The organism is Pseudomonas fluorescens (assembly GCF_000730425.1).
Classification (GTDB): domain Bacteria; phylum Pseudomonadota; class Gammaproteobacteria; order Pseudomonadales; family Pseudomonadaceae; genus Aquipseudomonas; species Aquipseudomonas fluorescens_X.
Genome location: NZ_CP008896.1, coordinates 1313828 through 1339241 on the forward strand (window position 1 = coordinate 1313828; position 25414 = coordinate 1339241).

Consider the following 25414-nt stretch of genomic DNA (forward strand, 5'->3'; position numbering starts at 1 on the left):
CGTTTATCAAAGTTTGGTCAAGGACAGGCCAGCCCAGGTGGCAAGCAGCCCGCCGAATACACTGATGGCCGCATAGCCTATTGCCAGCGGCACTTGCCCGCTTTCCAGCAGGCGCACGGTATCCAGTGAAAAGGATGAAAAGGTGGTCAGGCCGCCGAGGAAGCCCACCATCAACCCGGCGCGCACTTCAACAGGCACCTCCGGGCGTAACAGAAACAGGCCATACAACACGCCGATCAGCAGGCAGCCAACGATATTAACGGCCAGCGTCGCGGTATAGAAGTGCTTCGGCCAATTGGCGTTGATCCAATTGCCGGTGGCAAAGCGCAACAAGGTACCGGCCACACCGCCGACGGAAACTGCAATCACCAAGGGAATCATGGTTTTCTCCGTTGCTTGGGGCTCAGGCGGTCAAGTTGCGCCAGATGATTGAGCTTTTCCCCGATCTTCAGCTCCAGGCCTCGGGGCACTGGCTGGTAGAACGGCTGCGGCTCAAGTTCGTCGGGAAAGTAGTCCTCACCGGCGGCATAGGCATCCGGCTCATCGTGGGCGTAGCGGTATTCGTCGCCATAACCCAACTGTTTCATCAGCTTGGTCGGCGCGTTGCGCAGGTGCAGCGGGACTTCCAACGAGCCGTGCTCCGCCGCCGCGCGCAGCGCCGATTTGAAGCCCATGTACACCGCATTGCTTTTCGGCGCGCAGGCCAGGTAGGTGATGGCCTGCGCCACCGCCAACTCGCCTTCCGGGCTGCCCAGCCGCTCCTGGACCTCCCATGCCGCCAGGCACAGGCTCAATGCCCGTGGGTCGGCGTTGCCGATGTCCTCGCTGGCCATGCGCACCACACGCCGGGCCAGGTACAGCGGATCGCAGCCGCCGTCGATCATGCGCGCAAACCAATACAGCGCGCCGTCCGGGTTGGAGCCACGCACGGATTTGTGCAATGCCGAAATCTGGTCGTAGAAAGCCTCGCCGCCCTTGTCGAAGCGCCGCCGGGTGTCGCCCAGCAGGCTTTGCAGCAGGTCGACACCCATCTCACTGTTGTCTTCGGCCAGGTCCGAGGCGTTTTCCAGCAGGTTGAGGAAACGTCGACCGTCACCGTCAGCCGCCGCCAACAGGATCTTGAAAGCCTCTTCCCCAAGGCTCAGATGGCGCTTGCCCAGCCCCTTGTCCTCGCTCAGCGCCCGCTGCAACAGCTTCTGCATCGCTGCTTCGTCGAGGCTTTTGAGCACATACACCCGCGCCCGCGAGAGCAGCGCGTTGTTCAGTTCAAACGAGGGGTTTTCCGTGGTGGCGCCAATAAAAATCAGCGTGCCATCTTCCACATAAGGCAGGAATGCATCCTGCTGCGACTTGTTGAAACGGTGTACTTCGTCGACAAACAGGATGGTGCGCCGGCCATACTGCCCGGCCTGCTGCTTGGCGACTTCCACCGCCTGGCGGATCTCCTTGACCCCGGCCAATACCGCAGAGACCGTTTCAAAGTGTGCATCCGAGACTTTCGCCAGCAGCCGCGCCAGGGTGGTCTTGCCCACGCCCGGCGGCCCCCAGAAAATCATCGAGTGCAGGGCACCCTGCTCCAGGGCTTCGCGCAGGGGCTTGCCGCGGGCCAGCAGGTGCTCTTGCCCGACATACTCATCCAGGTTGGTCGAGCGCAGGCGCGCGGCCAAAGGCTGGGCGATCGGGTCACTGCGAAACAGGTCCATGGGCTGCGACTTACTCCTGGATCACATCGGCACCCTTGGGGATGTCGAACTTGAATGTGGAGGCTGGAACCGGCTCATTGGCCTTGACCCCGGTGAACAGGATATTGGTGCGCTGGCCGACACTGTCAACCAGTTGCATATCGTTGATCACACCGTTGCGAAACGACAGGCGCAGACTGTCGAACAACGTGTCCTTGGACTTGGGCTTGAGCGTGAAGTCGATCACGTTGCTTTGTTGCTTGGAGGTAATCTCGAAACTCTCGCTGATCTGCGACACATCGCCGGACAACAGTAAGGCCGGGGTCTGGCTCAGACGTGGGTCGAGGGTCTTGATGGTCGCCTGTTCCAGGTCCGGGTCCCACAACGTGACTTTCTTGCCATCGGAAACAATGGTCTGCTCGTTGGGCGCGTCGGTTTTCCAGAAGAACAGGCCCGGGCGCTGCACGGCCATTTCACCGGCAGTTTCCTGCAACTGGGTGCCGCCGCCATCCAAGGTCAATTGGGAGAAGCGCGCGGTCAGGGTCTTGGATTTGTCCAGCAGGTTGGTCAGGCTCGCGACGGATGCCTGGTCTGCGTGGACCGAAAACGCGGTCAGGGCCAATGCCGGCAACAACAGCATGCGGATAAGACGCATGGGAGTCCTCATAGAATGATGTGAAAGGCGCGCCGCGTGCTGCCACGCGGCACGAGGTCAGTCGCGCATCGGCCCTGGCGCGATCACTTCGCGCGAGCCGTTGGTGTTCATTGCCGTAACGACGCCGGCCATTTCCATGGATTCGATCATGCGTGCGGCGCGGTTGTAGCCGATCTTCAGTTTGCGTTGCACCGCAGAGATCGAGGCGCGACGGCTTTCCAGCACGAACGCCACTGCTTCGTCGTACAGTGCGTCGGTCTCGGCATCATCGTCACCGCCACCGCTGCCACCGTCGAAGCCGCTACCGGCCTCCTCGACCCCCGCCAGGATATCGTCGTTGTATTCCGGAGCGCCGCGCAGTTTCCACGCCTCGACCACACGATGCACCTCGTCATCGGAAACGAAGGCACCGTGAACCCGGATCGGCAGGCTGGTACCAGGCGGCATGTAGAGCATGTCACCATGCCCCAGCAATTGCTCGGCGCCGCCCTGGTCTATGATGGTCCGTGAGTCGATCTTGCTCGACACCTGGAACGCCATGCGGGTCGGGATGTTGGCCTTGATCAAGCCGGTGATCACGTCCACCGACGGCCGCTGGGTCGCGAGGATCAAGTGAATCCCTGCCGCACGGGCCTTCTGGGCGATACGTGCGATCAACTCTTCGACCTTCTTGCCGACAATCATCATCATGTCGGCAAATTCGTCGACCACCACCACGATGGTCGGCAGCTTGGTCAGTTTCGGCGCTTCGTCGTGAATGCTTTCGCGCCTGTACAACGGGTCATCAATGGTCTCGCCGCGCTCGTGGGCTTCCTTGATCTTGGCATTGAAGCCCGACAAGTTACGCACGCCCATCTTCGCCATCAGCTTGTAGCGCCGCTCCATCTCGGCAACGCTCCAGCGCAGGGCATTGGCGGCGTCCTTCATGTCGGTCACCACCGGGCACAGCAGGTGCGGGATGCCTTCGTAGATCGACAATTCCAGCATCTTCGGGTCGATCATGATCAGCTTGGCATCTTCCGGGCCGGACTTGAACAGGATCGACAGGATCATCGCGTTGACCCCCACCGACTTACCGGAACCGGTGGTACCGGCAACCAGCAGGTGAGGCATTTTCGCCAGGTCAGTGATCACCGGCTTGCCGCCAATGTCGTGGCCCAGGGCCAGGGTGACCGGCGATTTGAAGTTGTCATACTCCGGGGTCGACAGCACTTCAGAGAAACGCACAATCTGCCGGTCTTCGTTGGGGATCTCGATGCCCACGGTGGTTTTGCCGGGGATCACTTCCACCACACGCACGCTGGTCACGGCCAGGGAACGCGCAAGGTCTTTGGCCAGGTTGGCAATACGGCTGACCTTGACACCGGCGGCCGGCTGGATTTCGTAACGGGTAATCACCGGGCCAGGGTGGATCGAATCCACCGACACTTCGACGCCAAACTCCTTGAGTTTGATTTCCAACAGATGGCCCACGGCCGCCAGGGACTCCGGGGAATAGTTGAGTTGTTTCTTTTCGGCCGGGTCCAGGATCGAGATCGGCGGCAAGGTGCCTTCGACGGCACTGTCGATAAACAGCGGTGCCTGCTTCTCTTTCTGCACTCGATGGCTCGGCTCGGGCGCCTTGACGGGCGCCGGGGCGATAACCGGTGGTACTTGTTTCTCGCGGTCGGACATGTGCTTGGTCAGAGCCTGCTCGCGCTCGATCAGGCGTTCCTTGACCTTGGCCTGCTCTCTGCGGTCGGGTGTGCTCGGGGCTACGACCTCATTGACCCGGGTATCGACTTCACGCAATTGCGCAACCATGCGCTTGCGATCCACGCGGGCTACCCACCAACGGTTGGCAGCCCCTTGAAACAGCTCGAACAGATCGAGAGTGATCTTGCCCGTCACATCCATGACCTTGAACCAGGACAAGTCGGTAAATACCGTCAGGCCAAACAGGAACAGGGCGATGAACATCAGCGTGCTGCCCTGGATGTTCAGGGTCTTGCGGGCCAGGTCACCCAGGCTTTCGCCCAGGGCGCCGCCCGCACCCGCCGGCAGGCCGGTCGGCGCGTGGAAATGGATATGTGCCAACGCTGCGCCCGACAACACCAGGAACACCAGGCCGATCAGGCGCCAGGAAAACAACCAGCCGCTCCACTGCCACGGCTCATGGCGCTGGCGGAAGATCTGCCAGGTCTTGATCGCCAATAGCAGCGGGAAGATATAGGCGAAATAGCCGAGGATCATGAACAGGATATCAGCGCTGTAGGAGCCCACTGGCCCGCCGAAGTTCTGCACATCATCGATCTTGCTGTTATGGCTCCAGCCCGGATCGTCCTTGCCATAGGTCAGCAAGGCCATCATCAGGAACAGGCACAAAGCACCGATGGCAATCAGCGCGCCTTCCTTGAGCCGATAGTGCAGGTGCTGGCGCCAGGCCGGTACCACTGCTGTTTTGGGTGCTGCGGCGGATTTCTTCAAAACGGGTCTTTTCCTGCGCCTTGAGCGCGTCCAACTGTTGAATGACTATAAAAATACTGCCCAATCCGGGCAGGTGAAAAGTGAACGAGCGTCGTCAAACGTCCTTTAACACTGCGAGACTGAATCATGCACCGGCGCCCACGCCAGCCAACAAGGACATAGTGTCGCCATTGTACGGGTTTGTGTGCCCGTTGCCACGCTGCCTGCCTCACTCATGGAGCCTATACAGACGCATGACACATACACTTCAATTTGAGCATGCATTGTCTTTGCTGACAAAGGCTTATGAGCTGTTTTTATCAGACTGGACAAGCTTTACCCCGCATTCCCGCCCAACGGATGACCCCGTGACGCGATTACGACCGCATCACCGCTATAGAGTTGCAGAAACACCCGCTCATGCATCATGGGTACTGATTACGTGATCGGGCTGGCCGAGTGGCCCCGAGTCGACAATAATCACTGTCTACGCGGCGGGCCCCAGCCTGTCACCGCCCTCCCTTTCCGTAAGCCTGACTGCCCATGCTCACCTGGTTGCAACGCAACACCCTGACATTTCCACCGCTGGCAAAAGCCATGCGCGAACCCAACGGCCTGCTGGCTGCCGGTGGCGACCTGTCTGCTGACCGCCTGGTCCAAGCCTATCGCCACGGCTGCTTCCCCTGGTTCTCGGAAGGCCAGCCGATCCTGTGGTGGTCACCCGACCCGCGCACAGTGCTGCTCCCCGCAGAGCTGCACGTGTCCCGCAGCCTCGCCAAGCTGCTGCGCCAGCAACGCTACGAGGTAACCTTCGACCAGGACTTCGCCGCTGTCATTCAAGCCTGTGCAGCACCTCGCAGCTATGCAGACGGCACCTGGATCACCGAAGCCATGCAGAGTGCCTACCGGCAATTGCACCAGCGCGGTTATGCCCATTCCGTCGAGGTATGGGACCAGGGCGAACTGGTAGGCGGCCTATACGGCCTGGCCATGGGCCAGCTGTTTTTTGGCGAGTCGATGTTCAGTCGCGCAGACAATGCCTCAAAGTTCGGTTTTGCCACCCTCGTCAGGCAATTACAGGCCTGGGGCTTTGTGCTGATCGACTGCCAGATGCCCACCGATCACCTGCACAGCCTCGGCGCCCGCGCCATTCCCCGCAGCGACTTCGCCGGATACCTGCGCGACCATCTTGATCAAGCCAACAGTGGGCCGTGGGTTTCTTAGGCGACTTGCGCGCACCTGACTTACACTTATTTCAAAGCTTATCCGAGGGTTGATCATGACCGAATTGGCGCGCTTGAAGTTTTATGCCACTCAACCCCACTCTTGCAGCTACCTGCCCGAGGAACAGGCCACTACGCTGTTCCTCGACCCCAGCCAGCCGATGGACGTGCATGTATACGCCGATCTGTCAGAGATGGGCTTTCGGCGCAGTGGCGACCACCTGTATCGGCCGCACTGCCAGAACTGCAACGCCTGCGTCCCGGCGCGCATCCCTGTGGCGCAGTTTTTGGCGGACCGTAATCAAAAACGCATCCTCAAGCGCAATGCCGACCTGACCGTAGTCCCAGCCAAGCCCGGTTTCAGCGAAGAGTACTTCGATCTTTACCAGCGCTATATCGAACAACGTCACGCCGACGGCGACATGTTCCCACCCAGCCGTGACCAGTTTTCCACGTTCCTGGTGCGTGATCTGCCGTTCTCGCGTTTCTACGAGTTCCGGCTTGAAGGACGGCTGCTGGCGGTAGCGGTCACCGACCTGCTGCCCAATGGCTTGTCGGCGGTCTACACCTTTTACGAACCCACCGAAGAACGTCGCAGCCTCGGGCGCTTTGCCATCCTGTGGCAAATCGGTGAAGCATCCAGGCAAAAGCTGGAGGCGGTGTACCTCGGGTACTGGATCAAAAACTGCAAAAAGATGAACTACAAGACCCAATATCGGCCCATTGAGCTGCTGATTAATCAAAGATGGGTCACGCTTAACTAGAACCCCTTGGCTTGAACACCCTTTTTCGGGCACAATGCACGCCGCTTTTGCCTGGCGCAGTTGCACCGGGCCATTCACTGGATACCGAGGGCTTTACTGCATGTCGAAAGAAGACAGCTTCGAAATGGAAGGCACTGTCGTCGACACCCTGCCCAACACCATGTTTCGCGTGGAGTTGGAAAATGGGCACGTCGTAACCGCGCATATCTCCGGCAAGATGCGCAAGAACTACATTCGTATTCTTACCGGTGACAAAGTGCGCGTCGAGCTGACGCCCTATGACTTGAGCAAAGGGCGCATCACTTACCGCGCTCGCTAAACAAGTCAATACAAGACGCCCGGTTATGCCGGGCGTTTTTGTGTGCGTGCTATTTCTCAAACACCATAAAACTAATGTGGGAGCGGACTTGCTCGCGATAGCAGTGCGTCAGGCGATACATCTGGCACCGATACGCCGCTATCGCGAGCAAGCCCGCTCCCACATTTTGATCGCGGTGCTTGAGAAATAACAAAAAAGGCGCCGAAGCGCCTTTTTGTGGAGTTGCGATCAGGCCATTTCGGCCGTGGTTTCGAATTCGAAGGTCAGCTCACCATTCTTCAAGTCGATATGCACCACGCCACCATGATCGGAAAGCTCGCCGAACAGAATCTCTTCGGCCAGCGGCCGCTTGATCTTGTCCTGGATCAGGCGCGCCATTGGGCGGGCGCCCATTGCCGCATCATAGCCACCTTCGGCAATCCAACTGCGCGCCGCGTCCGTCACTTCCAACTGCACACGCTTGTCTTCCAATTGCGCCTGAAGCTCGGTAAGGAACTTGTCCACCACGCTTTTGATCACCTCATGACTGAGACGACCAAACTGGATAATGGTGTCCAGGCGGTTACGGAATTCCGGCGTGAAGCTCTTCTTGATCACTTCCATGGCGTCGGAAGAGTGATCTTGATGAGTGAAGCCAATGGAAGCCCGCGCGGCCGTCTCGGCGCCGGCGTTGGTGGTCATGATCACGATCACGTTGCGAAAGTCCGCCTTGCGCCCGTTGTTATCGGTCAGGGTCCCGTGATCCATGACCTGCAACAGCAGGTTGAAGACTTCCGGGTGGGCCTTTTCAATTTCATCGAGCAGCAGCACGCAATGCGGCTGCTTGGTGATCGCCTCGGTCAACAGGCCACCCTGATCAAAGCCAACATAGCCCGGAGGCGCACCGATCAGGCGCGACACAGTGTGCCGCTCCATGTATTCGGACATGTCGAACCGCACCAGCTCAATGCCCATGGCCTTGGCCAACTGCCGCGCCGCCTCGGTCTTACCAACGCCGGTAGGGCCGGCGAACAGGAACGAACCTACCGGCTTGTCCGGCGACTTGAGCCCGGCCCGGGACAGCTTGATCGCCGTCGACAGCGAATCAATCGCCGCATCCTGGCCAAACACCGTCAGCTTGAGATCGCGCTCCAGGTTACGCAGTAGCTCCTTGTCGGAACTGGTAACGTGTTTTGGCGGAATACGCGCGATTTTCGCCACGATATCCTCGACCTGAGCCACTTCGATACGCTTCACACGCTTCTCTACCGGCTGCAGGCGCTGGTAGGCCCCCGCTTCGTCGATCACATCGATGGCTTTGTCCGGCATATGCCGGTCATTGATGTAGCGCGAAGCCAGTTCAGCGGCCGCACGCAGCGCCTCATCACTGTATTCGATGCTGTGATGCGCCTCGAAACGACCTTTCAGCCCACGCAGGATGCCAATGGTGTCTTCGACCGAAGGCTCGGACACGTCGACTTTCTGGAAGCGACGCGCCAGGGCACGGTCTTTTTCGAAGATCCCACGAAACTCCTGGAAGGTGGTCGAGCCGATGCAACGGATATCGCCCGAGGACAACAGCGGCTTGAGCAGATTGGATGCATCCATCACCCCACCAGAAGCCGCGCCGGCACCAATGATGGTGTGGATCTCATCGATGAACAGGATCGCCTGCGGACGCTTTTTCAGCTCGCCAAGCAACGCCTTGAACCGTTTTTCAAAGTCGCCACGGTACTTGGTCCCGGCGAGCAGCGCCCCCAGGTCAAGGGAGTAGACGACGCTGTTGGCCAGCAGATCAGGCACCTGGTTATCTACAATGCGCTTGGCCAAGCCTTCGGCAATTGCAGTCTTGCCCACGCCCGCCTCGCCCACCAACAGCGGGTTGTTCTTACGACGACGAGCCAGGATCTGCGCAACACGTTCAACTTCCATTTCGCGCCCAACCAGCGGATCGATCCGCCCCTGGCGCGCAAGCTCGTTGAGGTTGCTGGCATAGGCATCCAGCGGGTTGCTTGAAGAAGAAGACTCACCGCCCTCGTCGTCCTGCATATCCTGCTCACCTTCGGAGTGATCGCCATGCCCTGGCACTTTCGAGATGCCATGGGCAATGTAGTTGACGACATCGATACGCGCCACGCTCTGCTGCTTGAGCAGGAACACTGCCTGGCTTTCCTGCTCACTGAAGATGGCAACCAGTACATTGGCGCCCGTCACTTCACGCTTGCCGGAGCTCTGCACGTGGAAGACAGCACGCTGCAACACCCGTTGGAAGCCCAGGGTTGGCTGGGTTTCACGGTCCTCGTCATGCACGGGGATCAGTGGCGTGGTGGAGTCAATAAACTCTTGCAGGTCATGCTTGAGCTTGTCGAGGTTGGCGCCGCACGCACGCAGAACGGTGGCGGCAGCTTCGTTATCCAAAAGTGCCAGCAGCAGGTGTTCGACGGTCATGAATTCATGACGCTTCGAACGGGCCTCCTTGAAGGCAAGATTGAGGGTGACTTCGAGCTCGCGGTTTAACATAGCTTCACCTCATACCCAAGTGGTCGGAGTTAACCGTCCTTCTCGATTTCACAGAGTAGCGGATGCTGGCTTTCCCTGGCGTACTGGTTGACCTGCATGGCCTTGGTCTCGGCGATGTCGCGGGTAAACACTCCACATACTGCCCGTCCTTCTGTGTGAACGGCCAGCATTACCTTGGTCGCCAACTCGCGGTTCAGATTAAAAAACACCTCGAGTACTTCGACGACGAAATCCATCGGCGTGTAGTCATCATTGAACAAAACCACCTTGTACATCGGCGGCGCCTGTAAAGCAGGCTTGGCCTCCTGAACAGCGATGCCTGCAGAACCGTCATCGTCTTCTAGATGATCCGGGCGATCCTGATTGAATGTTAGTCGAATCTGGCTGAATGCATGCATGGAAAGAAAGGTTCGTCAGTTGTTCATTTACAGTGATGGGGGCGACCTGTCAGAAATTCAACTCCGAGCGACTGGTCACCTTGACTATCGGCAAAACGGTGTTACAACCAATAGAACCCACAGTGGGTAAAAAAGGTCCGCGCAGTCAACCTTATTTATTCGGGTTAGGACGGATAAACTGGATGATACTCCAGTGATGGAGTCTGGTGCAGAGGGATATGGGTATGTCTGGCGTCAAGATCAGTGGCAAGGTCAAATGGTTCAATAATGCCAAGGGCTACGGCTTCATTAATGAAGACGGCAAGAGTGAAGACCTTTTTGCGCATTATTCGGCGATCACCATGGAGGGTTACAAAACGCTGAAAGCGGGCCAATTAGTGACTTTTGAGATCATCCAGGGGCCCAAGGGCCTGCACGCTGTAGAAATCTGTGCAGCATCCGCGACCTCACCTGGAACCCCCTACGAAGACAAGCATGGCAAGGCAGAAACATCCGTTCATTCCAAAAAGAAACAAACGGCCTGATCGGCCAATGAGTAGATACTCTGCATAAAAAACGGCCATCCTGACTCAGTCAGAATGGCCGTTTATTTATAGCCTTCGACTTACATATGCGAAATCAACGCATCGCCAAAGCCCGATGACGACACCAGCTTGGCGCCCTCCATCAAACGCTCGAAGTCATAGGTCACCGTCTTGGCCGAAATCGCCCCGTTGGTACCCTTGATGATCAGGTCCGCCGCCTCGGTCCACCCCATATGGCGCAGCATCATTTCCGCCGACAGAATCAACGAGCCCGGGTTGACCTGATCCTTGCCAGCATACTTAGGCGCAGTGCCATGGGTGGCTTCGAACATCGCCACGGTGTCGGACAGGTTGGCACCCGGCGCAATACCAATACCACCCACTTCTGCCGCCAAGGCGTCCGAGAGGTAGTCACCGTTGAGGTTGAGGGTCGCGATCACATCGTATTCGGCCGGGCGCAGCAGGATCTGCTGGAGCATGGCGTCGGCAATCGCGTCCTTGACCACGACATTCCTGCCGGTGCGCGGGTTCTTGAACTGCATCCACGGCCCACCGTCGAGCAGGGTTGCGCCGAAGTCTTCGGCCGCCACTTCGTAGGCCCATTCCTTGAAGGCACCTTCGGTGAACTTCATGATGTTGCCTTTGTGGACAATGGTCAGCGACTCACGGTCGTTATCCACTACATACTGCAGGGCCTTGCGCGCCAGGCGCTTGGTGCCCTCCTTGGAAACCGGCTTGACGCCAATCCCACAATCCTGGTCAAAACGGATCTTGGTGACGCCCATTTCCTCCTTGAGGAACTTGATGACCTTGATGGCCTCTGGCGAACCGGCCTTCCACTCGATACCGGCGTAAATATCCTCGGAGTTCTCACGAAAGATAGTCATGTCCACATCGCCAGGCTTTTTGACCGGGCTTGGCACACCTTCGAACCAGCGCACCGGGCGCAGGCATACATACAGGTCCAGTTGCTGGCGCAGTGCGACGTTCAGCGAGCGGATACCGCCACCGACCGGCGTGGTCAGCGGGCCCTTGATGGAAACCACATAGTCCTTGACCGCGTCCAGGGTTTCCTGGGGCAGCCAGGTGTCCTGGTCGTAAACCTGAGTGGCCTTCTCGCCGGCATACACCTCCATCCAGGAGATTTTGCGCTTGCCGCCGTAAGCCTTGTTAACAGCTGCATCGACCACCTTGATCATCACCGGACTGATGTCGACGCCAATACCGTCACCTTCGATAAAAGGAATGATCGGGTTGTCAGGAACATTGAGAGAATGGTCTGCATTGACGGTGATTTTGTCGCCGACTGCCGGAACCTGAATCTTCTTGTATCCCATGCTGAACTCCGTTTGTGGATTGAACATCTGGCTGTGTCCGAGCCTACTCCAGTTGAATGTGGACTGGAACCTTGCGCCCGGCACATTTGCTGCGAAAACCGCAGATTCAGTCGCCTACAACCTTGAAACAAAAGGGAAAAACGCCAAACTTGAGCACTACGTGCGACTTTAGGCGCAATCAGGCCCCCGCGACCTTTAGACCAATGGACGACCCACCTTTTGTATGAAGGCTCGGCGTAAGCATAGCGACCTATGTATAATGCCGCCGCTGACCAAAGAGTCACGACGGCCGACCGCTCTATATCGAGCACCTGCGCCTGAAAAAGCCGGGCCGCCACAGCAGCCCACCCGCTTGACGCTCGACTGATGCAACCCAACATCACCGCGAAGAAACATCGACATTCGGCTCATGGATGACTTTGAACGAACGCGCTCTACCCGGCGCATCTCGAGTTTCCGCGCACGCTTTTAGCAAAGAAGAGAGTTAATCCGAATATGCCCACCCGCTCGAAGATCATCTATACCTTCACCGACGAAGCCCCAGCCCTCGCCACCTATTCACTGCTGCCTATCGTAGAGGCTTTCACCGCTTCCGCTGATATTGAAGTGGAAACCCGCGATATTTCCCTCGCAGGGCGCATCCTCGCAAGCTTCCCCGAGCAACTGGGCACCAAGGCTGTTGCGGACCACCTCGCCGAACTGGGCGCCCTGGCCGTTACCCCTGAAGCCAATATCATCAAGCTGCCGAACATCAGCGCCTCGACCCCGCAGCTGCAAGCCGCGATCAAGGAGCTGCAGGCCCAGGGCTATGCCCTGCCGGACTACCCGGAAACCGTAACCACCGACGCGGAAAAAGAAACCCGTGCACGTTACGACAAGGTCAAGGGCAGCGCCGTGAACCCGGTGCTGCGCGAAGGCAACTCCGACCGCCGCGCCCCACTGTCGGTCAAGAACTACGCGCGCAAGCACCCGCACAAAATGGGCGCCTGGGCTGCTGACTCCAAGTCCCACGTGGCTCACATGAGCAATGGCGACTTCTACGGCAGCGAAAAAGCCGTACAGATCGAAGCAGCCGATGCTGTCAAAATCGAGCTGGTCGGCAAGGATGGCACCACCACCGTCCTGAAGGAAAAGACCACCGCACTGGCCGGCGAGATCCTCGACAGCGCCGTGCTGAGCAAGAACGCCCTGCGCGCCTTCATTGCCGCTGAAATCGAAGACGCCAAGAAACAGGGTGTGCTGCTGTCGGTTCACCTGAAAGCCACCATGATGAAGGTCTCCGACCCGATCATGTTCGGCCAGATCGTTGCCGAGTTCTACAAGGACGCCCTGGCCAAGCACGCTACTGTGCTGGAACAGATCGGCTTCAACCTGAACAACGGCATCGGCGACCTGTACGCTCGCATCAAGGCCCTGCCGGCCGACCAGCAAGCGCAGATCGAAGCGGACATCCAGGCGGTCTACGCCGTTCGCCCTTCCCTGGCGATGGTCAACTCCGACAAAGGCATCACTAACCTGCACGTACCGAGCGACGTGATCGTCGACGCCTCGATGCCGGCCATGATCCGTGACTCCGGCAAGATGTGGGGCACCGACGGCCAGTTGCACGACACCAAGGCCGTGATCCCGGATCGCTGCTACGCCACCATCTACCAGGCGGTCATCGAAGACTGCAAGGCCAACGGCGCCTTCGACCCGACCACCATGGGTAGCGTGCCAAACGTTGGCCTGATGGCGAAGAAAGCCGAAGAGTACGGCTCCCACGACAAGACCTTCCAGATCAAGGCTGACGGCGTAGTCCGCGTCACCGACAGCAAGGGCAACCTGCTGATGGAACAGTCGGTTGAGGCCGGCGACATCTTCCGTATGTGCCAGACCAAAGACGCGCCGATCCAGGACTGGGTCAAACTGGCCGTCAACCGCGCCCGTGCCAGCAACACCCCGGCCATTTTCTGGCTGGACCCGCTGCGCGCCCACGACGGCGTAGTGGTCGAAAAAGTGCAGGCCTACCTGAAAGACCACAACACCGAAGGCCTGGACATCCGCATCATGTCGCCGGTCGACGCGATGAAGTTCACCCTGGAACGCACCCGCAAGGGCCTGGACACCATCTCGGTGACTGGCAACGTACTGCGCGACTACCTGACGGACCTGTTCCCGATCATGGAACTGGGCACCAGCGCCAAGATGCTGTCGATCGTACCGCTGATGAATGGTGGCGGCCTGTTCGAAACCGGCGCCGGCGGCTCGGCGCCAAAGCACGTGCAGCAACTGCTGGAAGAAAACTTCCTGCGCTGGGACTCCCTGGGCGAGTTCCTGGCCCTGGCAGCCTCCCTTGAGCATTTGGGTGTGAACTACAACAACCCGAAAGCCCTGGTACTGTCCAAGACCCTGGACCAGGCCACCGGCCAGTTCCTCGACAACAACAAGTCGCCATCGCGCAAAGTCGGCAACATCGACAACCGCGGCAGCCACTTCTACCTGGCGCTGTACTGGGCACAAGCCCTGGCCGCCCAGACTGAAGATACCGCGCTGCAGGCGCAGTTCGCTGAACTGGCAAAAACCCTGGCCGAGAACGAAGCAACCATCGTTGCCGAACTCAACGCCGTTCAGGGCAAGCCAGTGGACATCGGCGGCTACTACGCGCCGAACCCTGAGCTGACCAGCAAGGCTATGCGTCCGAGCAACACGCTGAATGCGGCGATTGCCAAGTTGCAGTGAACCTGTAGAGAAGCAAAGAAGCCCCGGCTATGTGCCGGGGTTTTTGTTTTCAACGAAAGTGAGTTAGTCACAAGGAAGCATTGGCATACTCTGAAATCCATACAGAGCGAATCAATTCAAGCACCTCACGCCTGTAAACAGGATTCCAACCCGCTCGCTCTTTAGGCACCACAGCAAACCGAGGTAACACCGGCAAACTGGAAATGCCTTCGAGACTCTTTAAACCCGACACTTGTGCGACAAAAGGCAGCAATGTAATACCTACTCCCGCCTGCACCGCAGACCGCAGAGACATCAAGTCTTCCGACTCATAAACGCAATGCCATTTGATACCGCACTCCTCCAGACTCCGAATCGCCAGACTGCGAAACCCACACGGCGGCTTGAACAAAGCGAGCGGAACATCATATGACTTATCAATCACGTCAGCGCGATCGCCAGCAAACCACCTGACCGATAATGTATGCCAAGGCCGCTCATGCATTTTTTTTAGCTCATCCATCACTAGGCATAGGTCGATCTTGCCCTCACTTACCGCATCCAATAGCAAACCAGACCTAGCGACCTTCACCACCATCTGTATTGCTGGAAAGTGAGTAGCCATGCTGGAAATAATCTTTGGGAGCACCCTCTCACAAAAATGTTCTGGCATACCCACTATGATCGTTTCTCTCTTTTCAACCTTTTCAAACAAGCAACCGACCTTATCGTTACAAACAACAATATCCTTGGCATGACTGAAAAGCTTTTCCCCCTCCAGCGTTAACAATACCTTTCGCTTTTCCCTTGCAAACAACTCCACTCCCAATAAATCTTCTAGCCGTTTGATCTGCTGACTAATAGCAGGCTGAGTCAGACTTAAAGCTTCGGCCGCGCGCGTAAAACTTTTAGTTTCGCCTACTTTGATAAAGCTTCGCAACGACTGAATATCAAGATTGACTCTCATGACACGCCACCCACCGAAATAAGTATTCCGATTGTGGCAAATCAACGCCTCACTCGCCACTAGCCATTCGGATAGGTACGAGTTAAACCCATGTGCAAAGATATAAAAAAATGTTTAACCAGAGATTTTTTTGGCATCCTACGCCAACAATCGAGCTTTAAGGCCATTAGAATACGCGTCGGAAGTTAGTGCCAATCTCGCCAAAACGTACTCTGCACGTATCGTCGAATGGCGAGCGTTTATTTCCAAAGCACTAGTAAAAAAGAACGCACCACTTGTCAGCTCTCCCAAAACAGTGATCCTGTCATCCACATGCCCTAAATGATTTATCAATCCACCTGACTCAGTAGAAACCTTCACTCCGCCGAAGGGGTCTACACATCCAATTCCCTGCTGAAGAATATTTTGTACCAAAGGGTTATCAAACTTACTCACATCACGGGGCGTACCTGTAGCCACCACAACGGAATCGTAATCGCGGTAACTTCTATCCGACTGATTAACCACCTCCAGGATAAATCTTCCATTGCACTCAATCACCTCAAGCTCACCTTTGATGATTGATAGCTGCCCAGATTCGAGCAATGATTTAATTTTCAATGCATTCTCAATCGGAATTGAAACGCGGTAGGCCATCCACCAACTTGAGTACCCCAGAAATATCTTTTTGTCCTCGTCTGGCATTGCAGGCCAAATCAAATCAAGTACGGCATTTGTGGAGTAGAGAACGGATTGCCAAAACCGCGGGTGATGGGCAGCATCTATTTCCGCCTCAAGAAACTCCACTGCCGGCCTTTGGGAGCACATTGTCGGCCAATCAGCCATACCAACCGGCTTACCCTCCAAAGCTAGTTCCTGCGTCGTCCAACGAAGCACATCTTCAAGTCGCACTACGCCAGCTCGAGAAATACAAGACCTAAGGAAACTCTGAAAAAGACTTCCAAATCTGGTGAGATACGGCTGTCCCACGAACTGAACGGTTGAGCCCCGATGAAGCAAATGTCTTTCGCTGATGCCGAGTACGCAGGCAAACGTAAGCAGACCCGCCGTGAGCGTTTCCTGATTGAGATGGATCAGGTCGTGCCCTGGAAAGGCCTGATTGCGTTGATCGAGCCGCATTATCCGAAGGGTGAAGGCGGTCGTCCGGCGTATCCGTTGATGGCCATGCTGCGGGTTCATCTGATGCAAAACTGGTTCGGCTACAGCGATCCGGCGATGGAAGAGTCCCTCTACGAAACCACGATTCTGCGCCAGTTTGCCGGGCTGCATTTGGATCGGATTCCGGATGAAACCACGATCCTCAACTTCCGCCGGCTGTTGGAAAAACATGAGCTGGCCGGTGGGATTTTGCAGGTCATCAACGGCTATTTGGGCGACCGAGGTTTGCTGCTGCGTCAGGGAACTGTGGTCGATGCGACGATCATTCATGCGCCCAGTTCGACCAAGAACAAGGACGGTAAACGCGACCCCGAAATGCACCAGACAAAGAAAGGAAATCAGTACTATTTCGGGATGAAATCGCACATCGGTGTCGATGTTGAATCCGGTCTGGTACATAGCGTGGTGGGCACGGCGGCGAATGTGGCGGACGTGACTCAGGTCGATCAGTTGCTGCATGGCGAGGAAACTTACGTCTCTGGCGATGCCGGTTACACCGGCGTGGAGAAGCGTGCGGAGCATCAACATCGCCAGATGATCTGGTCGATCGCAGCGCGCCCCAGCAGCTATAAGAAGCATGCAAAAAAGAGCCTGATCGGTCGCATGCGCCGCAAAATCGAATACGCGAAAGCTCAAGTCCGGGCCAAGGTTGAGCATCCATTCAGGGTGATCAAGCGCCAGTTTGGTTATACGAAAGTCCGCTTCCGAGGCTTGGTGAAAAACACCGCGCAGCAGACCACACTGTTTGCCTTATCGAACCTGTGGATGATGCGAAAACGACTGTTGAATGCAGGCGAGGTGCGCCTGTGATGTGGACAATGAGCCCTGAAAAGGTGCTATTCCGCAAAAAACAGTGAACTGACAGGAGGAAAGGTCTGATTTTCGATTAAGTCGGTGTTTTTTGAACCTCAGACAGCGAGGCCGTTAAAAACGGCTGCTTACTTCAGACCTTCCCTAACGGTTTCCGGCGTCAGTATCGTCGGTTTATAGCGCCCTTGAGTCCCTCTGACGCTAGGCAGGGCTCCCGTGCGTGAGTGCAGCGTAATCGATCCCTCATGGCCATTAGCAGTAAGCCCGATCACCGCATCGATAGCACTCAATCTTGAACCGACAATTGCAACACTCGCCTGCTTTTGAATCAGCCGGCATGTACGCTTGATAGGATAAGGGCTGGAGAAGAAACCTTCAGCACCAGCTAGGTGTCGGTACTCCAGACTTCGCGCGTTACCACAACTCAACACTACATGATCGCTGGGGAACGATAGATTACCCTTTGTTAAAACCACGACTCTCCCGTCATGCGAGAAACTCATGCTTACAACCTCGTCATGGACTGGAATCAATTGGCAACCGAGCCCCACAGCTTTTTTTACTAGAAACTGAATCATGTGCGCAAGATATAACCCAAACAAGGGCCGCGGCAGAAATGCCTGCGGGCATAGCTCAATATCAGGAAAATCATCCTCCCAAACCTCACGGTTAGCCAATAACCAGTTATAGAAATGTCCGGACTGATCAGGGAAAGGCGAAATGATTTCCGCTCGCGTATTTAAAATATTTGTGCTGCAATCTTCAGAATAGGCAAGACCTCGACCACATTGAGATTGCTTATCCACCAAAAATATCGATACATTCGAATGGCAGCCATATCTCCCTAGGCCATTTAAAATCGCGTAGATAAAAGAGACACTTGAAGCGCCACCACCAATCACCGTAATTACGCTAGCAGACATAAGAACCTCCCACCGAACTTATTTTTCAGTATGAAATATTTTCTCCCACAAGAACTTCGAATCCTCACACTTAAAATGAAAATATGTCCTCCGACATAGACCTGCAGCTGCTAGACACTACAAACCCACCCTCTATGAACGGCATAATATCCTGCTCGATACTTATACCTGGAGCAATCTCCTCCAGATAGACCACCCCATCTTTCAATGCAAAAACCGCACGCTCCGTGACAAATACAACTCTTTGACCCAACGATTGAGAATAGCCACCGTTAAAAGTCAAATGCGAGACCTGACGTACAAATTTATTTATACGGCCTTCCCTGATTATACGGACTTCCCCTTCACTTACGCTCACGACCAACCCTACCGCTGTAAAAGTTCCACAAAAAATAATACATCGAGCCGACTGGGAGATATTTATAAATCCACCAGCACCTTGCAACTTACTACCGAACCGCGAGACATTGACATTGCCGAAGCTGTCCATTTCGGCAAAGCCCAAGCACGCCACATCAATCCCGCCACCCTCGTAAAAATCAAACAAAGCTGCCTGTTCAATAATACTGACTGGACGATAGCTGGCCCCAAATGACAATCCAGTTGCTGGCCTACCACCTATAACGCCGGACTCAATAGTAAAGCTCATCGACTCCGCACACCCCAACTCTTCAGCCACCTGAGCAACGACTACCGGTATACCAATACCAAGATTAATTACCCGGGCATCTTCGCGTCGGATCTCCTGCAGAGCCCTTTTAGCAATAATTCTCTCCGCGCATGAAATAGAACTGTCACTAGAACCGACCATTCCCGGACGTGTGAACGCTGAATTATAGGCAACACCGTAAGTTTGAGGATGCTCATCAGGGCGCGACACTGTCACATAGTCCACCAATAGCCCGGGCACCTTCACATCCTGTGGTTCAATCTCATGCAACCCCACTAAACTCTCAACCTGCACAATCACTATTCCACCACAATTTTTGACTGCCATTGCCTGCGCAAGTGCGTCACTATGAGACACTTCCCGCTCCATCGAAATATTCCCCAAAGGGTCACAAAATGTCCCTCTTAATAACGCACAATCAACCTTAATCCCCGGGTAAAAAAGCGTCAGCTCTCCATTAATGGCTATCTTCTGAACGAGCGTACGCGCGCCCCGCAGGTTTAAGCATGCCCCCTCATAATCAGGATCAACGAAAGTATTGAGGCCAACATTTGAGATCACGCCAGGCTTCTTCGCCGCGATCGCACGGAATAACTGACTGATCACCCCCTGCGGCCAGTTATGAGCCTCTATCTCTCCTAGGCGCGCCATAATTCCCAGTCGCGGGATAAGTCCCCAGAACCCTCCAATTACTTTGGCCACCAGCCCACTCTGGGCCAGAACATCCACCCCCCTTTCGTCGAGATCTCCAGAAGCAGAAGCGAAGAGCAGACCAAGTTTACGAGGCCGCCCCTCCCGCTTGAAACGTTCACTGATTGCTCGAGTAAGTCCATCAGGATGCCCGCAACTACCAAACCCTCCTGGAATAATTGTCCATCCATCTTCAATCAACTCTGCCGCTTGCTGTTCGTTGATAACTTTCATGCTGTGGCCTCTGAATCCTGACATGAGGCGGGCTGAACTGGCTGCTCCCAAACAACTAGAAACGTACAACCCCTAACAGAAGAAAGTTGGTGAGTAGAGCCAGGCGGATAAATTTGCAGCGTCCCTACCGTATGTCGCCCTCTATCATCAAGTAGTTCACCATCGACCACCAACACTAACTCCCATCCCAGATGCTTATGCCTTGGTGTTAGAGCTCCGCCGTCATAACGAACCAATGCGGCAACTGACCCTTGCACATTATCCCGCGCATCATAAAGATAAAATATTGAAACACCCTTGCGCCCATCCACTTCATAAGGTTCAAAATTCAGACAATCAATATCATCAACGTGTAGCCCACCTCCAGACCGGCAAATTTCATCGATATATGATTTTTTATCAGCAATTTCGTTCTTAAACATTAGTATTCTCCTGATAAGCAGCCTTCAACATTAGAGGCTTACTTTGCTCTCGAATGATTCATCAAATAAACCCCCACCCCCGACACAATAAATCCCACAATCGCAACCACACTCGGCACTTCACCCAACACCAATGACGCCATGATCTGCGTGACAGCCGGAATAACATGAAATAAGTTCGTCGCCTTACTCGCCTCACCCCGCCGAATCATCAGGTACAGCAGCGTCAGCGCACCGACTGAGTTCATCACAGTGATCCACGCCACCGAAACAGCGAAGGGCACCCACTGCGTCACCTGCATGGTCTCGGTGGTATAGGCCAGCAGCAACATGACCAGCGATGCGGTGACCATCTGAATGAAACAGCCTACCCACAGGTTGACGCCGCTGAGGAAACGTTTCTGATAAAGCGTGCCAAGGGTTATGCCTATCAGCGCCAGCCCCACCGCGCCATAACCGCCGATTGATGCTTCTGAACCAAAAAAACTGCTGCCGACCACAATGACCACTCCGCCCACGCCCAGGATCGAGCCTGGCAAGTCGCGCCAGCTCAATTGCTCGCCTAAACAGAAGTAAGCGCCGATCACAACGAATACGGGCATCAACCCGACAATCAGCGCAGCTTGCCCAGCCGGAACGCCCTGACTTATCCCGGTGTATAGGCCGCCAAATTGCAGAGCCTGCAAGAGCAAACCCACCGCTGCCGCATGAAGGTAAGGTGTAAGTCGCCTGGGCCACTCAGCCTTGATGGCGAATGCCACTCCCAGGAACACCAGGGCAGCCAAGGCAAACCGATAGAACGTCATGGTGAAGGGCTCGCCATAACGCACACCGAACGCACCACCGATGTAGCCGGAACTCCACAATAGGATGAAGGCAATGGGCAGCGGCGATGTAAGGCGTACTTCGTAGCTTTTATGGGCAATTGGGTTCATGACACGCTCCAGACTAATGGCTCTGGAGAGATAAACTGCGCCACGGGCTGAAATCGGTAAAATCATAAAATGTCAGGCGCATCATGCAGATTGCTTATGCAGCCTCACCGAAGAAACCCAATCAAAATGTGGGAGCGGGCTTGCTCGCGAAAGCGGTAGCTCAGTCAATGTATTCGGCGGCCGAAACACCGCCATCGCGAGCAAACCCGCTCCCACACTGACCGCGTCACACCCTGAATCGAGGCGTTCAAATGACCTGGCAACCCCACATCACCGTCGCCACCATCGTCGAAGACAACGGCCGCTTCCTGATGGTCGAAGAGCTCAAGGACGGTCGCGCCGTGCTCAACCAGCCCGCTGGCCACCTCGACCCCCACGAAACCCTGGCCGAAGCCGCTGTACGCGAAACCCTCGAAGAAACCGGCTGGGACGTGGAGGCCACCGGCGTCGTCGGCATCTACCTGTACACGGCTGCCAGCAATGGCGTGACCTATCAGCGGGTCTGCTTCATCGCCAAGGCCCTGAAACACCGCCCGGACTATCAACTCGACGAAGGCATCATCCGTGCCCGCTGGCTGACCCGTGACGAGCTGATGGCCGTGCGCGACGACTGGCGCAGCGAGCTGATCATCCGCTGTATCGATGACTATTTGGCCGGCCAGCACCACAGTCTCGAGTTGATCCGCCCTTCTCTTTAGCCTTGCGGGCGCGAGCCTGCTAGAATCGCGTCCTTTTTCAAGACACCCGTTGAAATCCTATGCGTGATCCAGCCCCTTCTGACACACAAAAGAAGCGCGTCATCGTCGGCATGTCCGGCGGCGTGGATTCTTCCGTTTCCGCCGTTCTGCTCATGGAGCAGGGTTATGAGGTGGAAGGCCTGTTCATGAAGAACTGGGAAGAAGACGATGGAACGCAATACTGCACCGCCATGGACGACCTGGCCGACGCCCAGGCCGTGTGCGACAAAATCGGCATCAAACTGCATACCGCCAACTTCGCCGCCGAGTACTGGGACAATGTGTTCGAGCACTTCCTGGCCGAATACAAGGCCGGTCGCACGCCGAACCCGGATATCCTGTGCAACCGGGAAATCAAGTTCAAGGCGTTCCTCGACTACGCCATGATCCTCGGCGCTGACTTGATTGCTACTGGCCACTACGTGCGCCGCCGCGATATCGAGGGTCACACCGAATTGCTCAAGGGCCTGGACCCGAACAAGGACCAGAGCTACTTCCTGCACGCCGTTGGCGGTGAACAGATCGCAAAGACCCTGTTCCCGGTGGGCGAACTGGAAAAGCCCGAAGTGCGTAAGATTGCCGAGAAACACGGCCTGGCCACCGCCAAGAAGAAGGACTCCACCGGGATCTGCTTTATCGGCGAGCGCCGTTTCAGCGATTTCCTCAAGCAGTACTTGCCGGCGCAACCGGGCGAGATCAAGACCACCGAAGGCGAAGTCATCGGCCGTCACCACGGCCTGATGTACCACACCATCGGCCAGCGCCAGGGCCTGGGCATCGGCGGCTTGAAAGACGCAGGTGAAGAGCCGTGGTACGTGCTGGTCAAGGACCTGGAAAATAACGTGCTGATCGTCGGCCAGGGCAACGAGCATCCGTTGTTGTTCTCCGGCGCGCTATTGGCCTCGGAGATCTACTGGGTCAACCCGATCGACCTGAGCACCCCGCGCCGCCTGACCGCCAAGGTACGTTATCGCCAGAGCGACCAGCCCTGCACCCTGGAAAAGACCGCCACCGGTTACCGCGCCACATTCGATGACCCGCAACGCGCGGTCACGCCCGGCCAGTCCGTGGTGTTCTACGACGGTGAAATTTGCCTGGGGGGCGGCGTGATTGAAGTCGCCGAACCCTGGAGCAGCCCGGCATGAGCCCGACCCAGGAGCAATTGACGGCACTGGGCGGGGTCTTCCTTGCCGCAGTGCTGGTAGACAAGATCGCCAAGACCGGCCAGGTGACCGAGGCCGGCCTGACTTGCATGCTCGGCAGCCTGCTGGTGGTCGATCCGAAGGACACCCTGGACGTGTACGGTGGCGACGACCTGAGTCTGCGCGAAGGCTATCGCGCCCTGATCGGCGCCCTCGAACGCGACCCGAGCACCTTGCAACGCGAGCCGTTGCGCTACGCCTTGTCGATGCTCGGCCTTGAGCGGCAACTGGCCAAGCGCGACGACCTTCTGGAAACCATCGGCAAACGCCTGCCGCAGATCCAATCCCAGGTCGAACACTTCGGCCCGGCCCACGAGAACGTGATCGCCGCTTGCGGTGCCTTGTACCAGGACACCTTGAGCACCTTGCGCCAGCGGATACAGGTCCACGGCGACATGCGCAACCTGCAACAACCCAACAACGCCTCGAAAATCCGCGCCCTGCTCCTGGCGGGTATTCGTTCGGCACGGTTGTGGCGGCAACTGGGCGGTCATCGTTGGCAGTTGGTCATCAGCCGTCGCAAATTGCTCAAAGAGCTTTACCCGTTGATGCGCAACGAATAAGTCGCAACCACGGGCTATTTTCAAGCCGTTACGCGTAATACGCCGGTCAGTTGGCGACGGACCGGCGGATTTTTTCATGTATGATACGCGCCCCATTTCGTTGCCCGACTGTCCGAGAACACCCCATGCAGCTCTCTTCGCTCACTGCGGTTTCCCCTGTTGACGGCCGCTACGCCGGCAAAACCCAGGCCCTGCGCCCTATTTTCAGCGAATACGGCCTGATCCGTGCTCGTGTACTGGTTGAAGTGCGCTGGCTCCAGCGCCTGGCCGCTCACCCTGCCATCAGCGAAGTGCCGGCGTTTTCCGCGCAAGCCAACGCCGTGCTCAACACCCTGGCGGAAAACTTCTCCCTGGAGCACGCCGAGCGCGTGAAAGAGATCGAGCGCACCACCAACCACGACGTCAAAGCCATCGAGTACCTGCTCAAAGAGCAAGCGGCCAAGCTGCCGGAACTGGCCCAGGTCAGCGAGTTCATCCACTTTGCCTGCACCAGCGAGGACATCAACAACCTGTCCCACGCCCTGATGCTGCGCGAAGGCCGTGATGACGTGATGCTGCCGCTGATGCGCCAGACCGCCAACGCCATCCGCGAACTGGCCATCCGCTTCGCCGACGTGCCAATGCTGTCGCGCACCCACGGCCAGCCGGCTTCGCCGACCACCCTGGGTAAAGAACTGGCCAACGTGGTGTATCGCCTGGAGCGCCAGATCGCTCAAGTGGCCGCCGTGCCATTGCTGGGCAAGATCAACGGCGCCGTAGGCAACTACAACGCCCACCTGTCGGCCTACCCTGAGATCGACTGGGAAGCCAACGCCCGCGCCTTCATCGAAGACGAACTGGGCCTGGGTTTCAACCCGTACACCACGCAGATCGAACCCCACGACTATATCGCCGAGCTGTTCGACGCGATTGCGCGCTTCAACACCATCCTGATCGACTTCGACCGTGATATCTGGGGCTACATTTCCCTGGGTTACTTCAAGCAGCGCACCATTGCCGGCGAAATCGGTTCGTCGACCATGCCGCACAAGGTCAACCCGATCGATTTCGAAAACTCCGAAGGCAACCTGGGCATCGCCAACGCCCTGTTCCAGCACCTGGCCAGCAAACTGCCGATCTCCCGCTGGCAGCGCGACCTGACCGACTCCACCGTACTGCGCAACCTCGGTGTGGGCTTTGCCCATAGCGTGATCGCGTACGAAGCCAGCCTCAAAGGCATCAGCAAACTGGAACTCAACGCGCAGAAAATCGCCGCTGACCTGGACGCTTGCTGGGAAGTCCTGGCCGAGCCGATCCAGACCGTGATGCGCCGCTACAACATCGAAAACCCGTACGAGAAGCTGAAAGAATTGACACGTGGCAAGGGCATCAGCCCTGAGGCGCTGCAAACTTTCATCGACGGCCTGGACATGCCAGCCGCGGCCAAGGCAGAGCTGAAGCTGCTGACTCCGGCCAACTACATCGGCAACGCTGTAGACCAAGCCAAACGCATCTGAATGCGGCTTGAGCCCTTTAGACGCCCGGCAGCGCCGGGCGTTTTTATTCCCGTCTGAAAAA

23 protein-coding genes are annotated in these 25414 nt (G+C 56.7%); 10 read left to right on the forward strand and 13 right to left on the reverse strand.

The genetic code is table 11. The features are described from left to right. Nucleotides 1–6: 6 nt before the first annotated feature. The 4 genes from crcB to HZ99_RS05485 are packed head-to-tail and all read right to left on the reverse strand — an operon-like array spanning nucleotide 7 to nucleotide 4803. Complete coding sequence (crcB, locus tag HZ99_RS05470) at nucleotides 7–381, reverse strand: fluoride efflux transporter CrcB (RefSeq protein WP_038441733.1); 375 nt, start codon at nucleotides 379–381, stop codon at nucleotides 7–9. Beyond that, a complete protein-coding gene (locus HZ99_RS05475) occupies nucleotides 378–1703 on the reverse strand; it encodes a replication-associated recombination protein A (RefSeq protein ID WP_038441734.1) in 1326 nt (441 codons plus the stop codon). The genes crcB and HZ99_RS05475 overlap by 4 nt, the downstream gene beginning before the upstream one ends. A gap of 10 nt (nucleotides 1704–1713) precedes the next feature. Continuing rightward, on the reverse strand, nucleotides 1714–2337 hold the full coding sequence (lolA, locus tag HZ99_RS05480) for an outer membrane lipoprotein chaperone LolA (protein WP_038441735.1): 624 nt from the start codon (nucleotides 2335–2337) through the stop codon (nucleotides 1714–1716). Nucleotides 2338–2394: 57 nt separating this feature from the next. Then, nucleotides 2395–4803, reverse strand: a complete 2409-nt coding sequence (locus tag HZ99_RS05485; RefSeq protein ID WP_038441736.1) for a DNA translocase FtsK — start codon at nucleotides 4801–4803, stop codon at nucleotides 2395–2397. Between the two features lie 522 nt (nucleotides 4804–5325). Between HZ99_RS05485 and aat the strand changes: the two genes are divergently transcribed. The 3 genes from aat (at nucleotide 5326) to infA (ending at nucleotide 7088) form a co-directional block, all read left to right on the forward strand. After that, nucleotides 5326–6006: a leucyl/phenylalanyl-tRNA--protein transferase gene (gene aat, locus HZ99_RS05490; RefSeq protein ID WP_038441737.1), complete on the forward strand. Its 681-nt coding sequence runs from the start codon at nucleotides 5326–5328 to the stop codon at nucleotides 6004–6006. A 55-nt stretch (nucleotides 6007–6061) separates the two neighbouring features. Continuing rightward, nucleotides 6062–6769, forward strand: coding sequence for an arginyltransferase (locus tag HZ99_RS05495; RefSeq protein ID WP_038441738.1), 708 nt, complete (start codon nucleotides 6062–6064; stop codon nucleotides 6767–6769). Nucleotides 6770–6869: 100 nt separating this feature from the next. Beyond that, entirely contained in the window at nucleotides 6870–7088 is a 219-nt protein-coding gene (gene infA, locus HZ99_RS05500) for a translation initiation factor IF-1 (protein WP_002553999.1), read from the forward strand. A gap of 228 nt (nucleotides 7089–7316) precedes the next feature. On the opposite strand, the gene clpA is transcribed toward infA, so the two are convergent. Together clpA and clpS are read right to left on the reverse strand one after the other, a co-directional pair. Next, complete coding sequence (gene clpA, locus HZ99_RS05505) at nucleotides 7317–9587, reverse strand: ATP-dependent Clp protease ATP-binding subunit ClpA (RefSeq protein WP_038441739.1); 2271 nt, start codon at nucleotides 9585–9587, stop codon at nucleotides 7317–7319. A gap of 29 nt (nucleotides 9588–9616) precedes the next feature. Further along, a complete protein-coding gene (gene clpS, locus HZ99_RS05510; RefSeq protein WP_029293391.1) occupies nucleotides 9617–9985 on the reverse strand; it encodes an ATP-dependent Clp protease adapter ClpS in 369 nt (122 codons plus the stop codon). A 224-nt stretch (nucleotides 9986–10209) separates the two neighbouring features. Here clpS and cspD point away from each other — a divergent pair, with 224 nt between their 5' ends. Next, a complete protein-coding gene (cspD, locus tag HZ99_RS05515) occupies nucleotides 10210–10509 on the forward strand; it encodes a cold shock domain-containing protein CspD (protein ID WP_038447950.1) in 300 nt (99 codons plus the stop codon). 80 nt (nucleotides 10510–10589) lie between these two features. Here the strand turns inward: cspD and icd are convergent, their stop codons facing one another. Then, on the reverse strand, nucleotides 10590–11846 hold the full coding sequence (icd, locus tag HZ99_RS05520; protein WP_038447951.1) for an NADP-dependent isocitrate dehydrogenase: 1257 nt from the start codon (nucleotides 11844–11846) through the stop codon (nucleotides 10590–10592). Between the two features lie 495 nt (nucleotides 11847–12341). Here icd and HZ99_RS05525 point away from each other — a divergent pair, with 495 nt between their 5' ends. Then, nucleotides 12342–14567: an NADP-dependent isocitrate dehydrogenase gene (locus HZ99_RS05525; protein WP_038441740.1), complete on the forward strand. Its 2226-nt coding sequence runs from the start codon at nucleotides 12342–12344 to the stop codon at nucleotides 14565–14567. Nucleotides 14568–14634: 67 nt separating this feature from the next. On the opposite strand, the gene HZ99_RS05530 is transcribed toward HZ99_RS05525, so the two are convergent. Together HZ99_RS05530 and HZ99_RS05535 are read right to left on the reverse strand one after the other, a co-directional pair. Continuing rightward, nucleotides 14635–15513: a LysR family transcriptional regulator gene (locus HZ99_RS05530; protein ID WP_038441741.1), complete on the reverse strand. Its 879-nt coding sequence runs from the start codon at nucleotides 15511–15513 to the stop codon at nucleotides 14635–14637. A 138-nt stretch (nucleotides 15514–15651) separates the two neighbouring features. Further along, nucleotides 15652–16404 (reverse strand): hypothetical protein, encoded by a 753-nt coding sequence (locus HZ99_RS05535; RefSeq protein ID WP_144243153.1) that lies wholly within the window; start codon nucleotides 16402–16404, stop codon nucleotides 15652–15654. A gap of 99 nt (nucleotides 16405–16503) precedes the next feature. Here HZ99_RS05535 and HZ99_RS05540 point away from each other — a divergent pair, with 99 nt between their 5' ends. Beyond that, on the forward strand, nucleotides 16504–17481 hold the full coding sequence (locus tag HZ99_RS05540; RefSeq protein WP_033902000.1) for an IS5 family transposase: 978 nt from the start codon (nucleotides 16504–16506) through the stop codon (nucleotides 17479–17481). Between the two features lie 128 nt (nucleotides 17482–17609). Here the strand turns inward: HZ99_RS05540 and HZ99_RS27630 are convergent, their stop codons facing one another. From HZ99_RS27630 to HZ99_RS05550, 4 genes are all read right to left on the reverse strand, one after another. After that, nucleotides 17610–18404: an FAD/NAD(P)-binding protein gene (locus HZ99_RS27630; RefSeq protein WP_080727671.1), complete on the reverse strand. Its 795-nt coding sequence runs from the start codon at nucleotides 18402–18404 to the stop codon at nucleotides 17610–17612. A 70-nt stretch (nucleotides 18405–18474) separates the two neighbouring features. Next, the gene (locus tag HZ99_RS05545; RefSeq protein ID WP_038441743.1) at nucleotides 18475–19998 is read right to left on the reverse strand and encodes an acyl CoA:acetate/3-ketoacid CoA transferase; all 1524 of its coding nucleotides are present in this window, start codon (nucleotides 19996–19998) and stop codon (nucleotides 18475–18477) included. Further along, on the reverse strand, nucleotides 19995–20420 hold the full coding sequence (locus tag HZ99_RS27635; RefSeq protein ID WP_080727673.1) for a cupin domain-containing protein: 426 nt from the start codon (nucleotides 20418–20420) through the stop codon (nucleotides 19995–19997). The genes HZ99_RS05545 and HZ99_RS27635 overlap by 4 nt, the downstream gene beginning before the upstream one ends. A gap of 38 nt (nucleotides 20421–20458) precedes the next feature. Then, on the reverse strand, nucleotides 20459–21355 hold the full coding sequence (locus HZ99_RS05550; protein ID WP_051903083.1) for a DMT family transporter: 897 nt from the start codon (nucleotides 21353–21355) through the stop codon (nucleotides 20459–20461). Nucleotides 21356–21606: 251 nt separating this feature from the next. On the opposite strand from HZ99_RS05550, the gene HZ99_RS05555 reads away from it, so the two are divergent. The 4 genes from HZ99_RS05555 (at nucleotide 21607) to purB (ending at nucleotide 25353) form a co-directional block, all read left to right on the forward strand. After that, nucleotides 21607–22053: an NUDIX hydrolase gene (locus HZ99_RS05555; RefSeq protein ID WP_038441744.1), complete on the forward strand. Its 447-nt coding sequence runs from the start codon at nucleotides 21607–21609 to the stop codon at nucleotides 22051–22053. Between the two features lie 59 nt (nucleotides 22054–22112). Next, nucleotides 22113–23237, forward strand: a complete 1125-nt coding sequence (gene mnmA / locus HZ99_RS05560; protein WP_038441745.1) for a tRNA 2-thiouridine(34) synthase MnmA — start codon at nucleotides 22113–22115, stop codon at nucleotides 23235–23237. Continuing rightward, nucleotides 23234–23857 carry a high frequency lysogenization protein HflD gene (gene hflD, locus HZ99_RS05565; RefSeq protein ID WP_005789104.1) on the forward strand — a complete coding sequence of 208 codons (624 nt, stop codon included), beginning with the start codon at nucleotides 23234–23236 and terminating at the stop codon, nucleotides 23855–23857. The genes mnmA and hflD overlap by 4 nt, the downstream gene beginning before the upstream one ends. Nucleotides 23858–23982: 125 nt before the next feature. Further along, on the forward strand, nucleotides 23983–25353 hold the full coding sequence (purB, locus tag HZ99_RS05570) for an adenylosuccinate lyase (protein ID WP_038441746.1): 1371 nt from the start codon (nucleotides 23983–23985) through the stop codon (nucleotides 25351–25353). Nucleotides 25354–25414 lie beyond the last annotated feature (61 nt).

Coding starts and splice junctions, on each gene's coding strand:
- crcB (WP_038441733.1), bottom strand. CDS start 381: ATGATTCCCTTGGTGATTGCAGTTTCCGTCGGCGGTGTGGCCGGTACC.
- HZ99_RS05475 (WP_038441734.1), bottom strand. CDS start 1,703: ATGGACCTGTTTCGCAGTGACCCGATCGCCCAGCCTTTGGCCGCGCGC.
- lolA (WP_038441735.1), bottom strand. CDS start 2,337: ATGCGTCTTATCCGCATGCTGTTGTTGCCGGCATTGGCCCTGACCGCG.
- aat (WP_038441737.1), top strand. CDS start 5,326: ATGCTCACCTGGTTGCAACGCAACACCCTGACATTTCCACCGCTGGCA.
- HZ99_RS05495 (WP_038441738.1), top strand. CDS start 6,062: ATGACCGAATTGGCGCGCTTGAAGTTTTATGCCACTCAACCCCACTCT.
- infA (WP_002553999.1), top strand. CDS start 6,870: ATGTCGAAAGAAGACAGCTTCGAAATGGAAGGCACTGTCGTCGACACC.
- clpA (WP_038441739.1), bottom strand. CDS start 9,587: ATGTTAAACCGCGAGCTCGAAGTCACCCTCAATCTTGCCTTCAAGGAG.
- clpS (WP_029293391.1), bottom strand. CDS start 9,985: ATGCATGCATTCAGCCAGATTCGACTAACATTCAATCAGGATCGCCCG.
- cspD (WP_038447950.1), top strand. CDS start 10,210: ATGTCTGGCGTCAAGATCAGTGGCAAGGTCAAATGGTTCAATAATGCC.
- icd (WP_038447951.1), bottom strand. CDS start 11,846: ATGGGATACAAGAAGATTCAGGTTCCGGCAGTCGGCGACAAAATCACC.
- HZ99_RS05525 (WP_038441740.1), top strand. CDS start 12,342: ATGCCCACCCGCTCGAAGATCATCTATACCTTCACCGACGAAGCCCCA.
- HZ99_RS05530 (WP_038441741.1), bottom strand. CDS start 15,513: ATGAGAGTCAATCTTGATATTCAGTCGTTGCGAAGCTTTATCAAAGTA.
- HZ99_RS05540 (WP_033902000.1), top strand. CDS start 16,504: ATGAAGCAAATGTCTTTCGCTGATGCCGAGTACGCAGGCAAACGTAAG.
- HZ99_RS27630 (WP_080727671.1), bottom strand. CDS start 18,404: ATGTCTGCTAGCGTAATTACGGTGATTGGTGGTGGCGCTTCAAGTGTC.
- HZ99_RS05545 (WP_038441743.1), bottom strand. CDS start 19,998: ATGAAAGTTATCAACGAACAGCAAGCGGCAGAGTTGATTGAAGATGGA.
- HZ99_RS27635 (WP_080727673.1), bottom strand. CDS start 20,420: ATGTTTAAGAACGAAATTGCTGATAAAAAATCATATATCGATGAAATT.
- HZ99_RS05550 (WP_051903083.1), bottom strand. CDS start 21,355: ATGAACCCAATTGCCCATAAAAGCTACGAAGTACGCCTTACATCGCCG.
- HZ99_RS05555 (WP_038441744.1), top strand. CDS start 21,607: ATGACCTGGCAACCCCACATCACCGTCGCCACCATCGTCGAAGACAAC.
- mnmA (WP_038441745.1), top strand. CDS start 22,113: ATGCGTGATCCAGCCCCTTCTGACACACAAAAGAAGCGCGTCATCGTC.
- hflD (WP_005789104.1), top strand. CDS start 23,234: ATGAGCCCGACCCAGGAGCAATTGACGGCACTGGGCGGGGTCTTCCTT.
- purB (WP_038441746.1), top strand. CDS start 23,983: ATGCAGCTCTCTTCGCTCACTGCGGTTTCCCCTGTTGACGGCCGCTAC.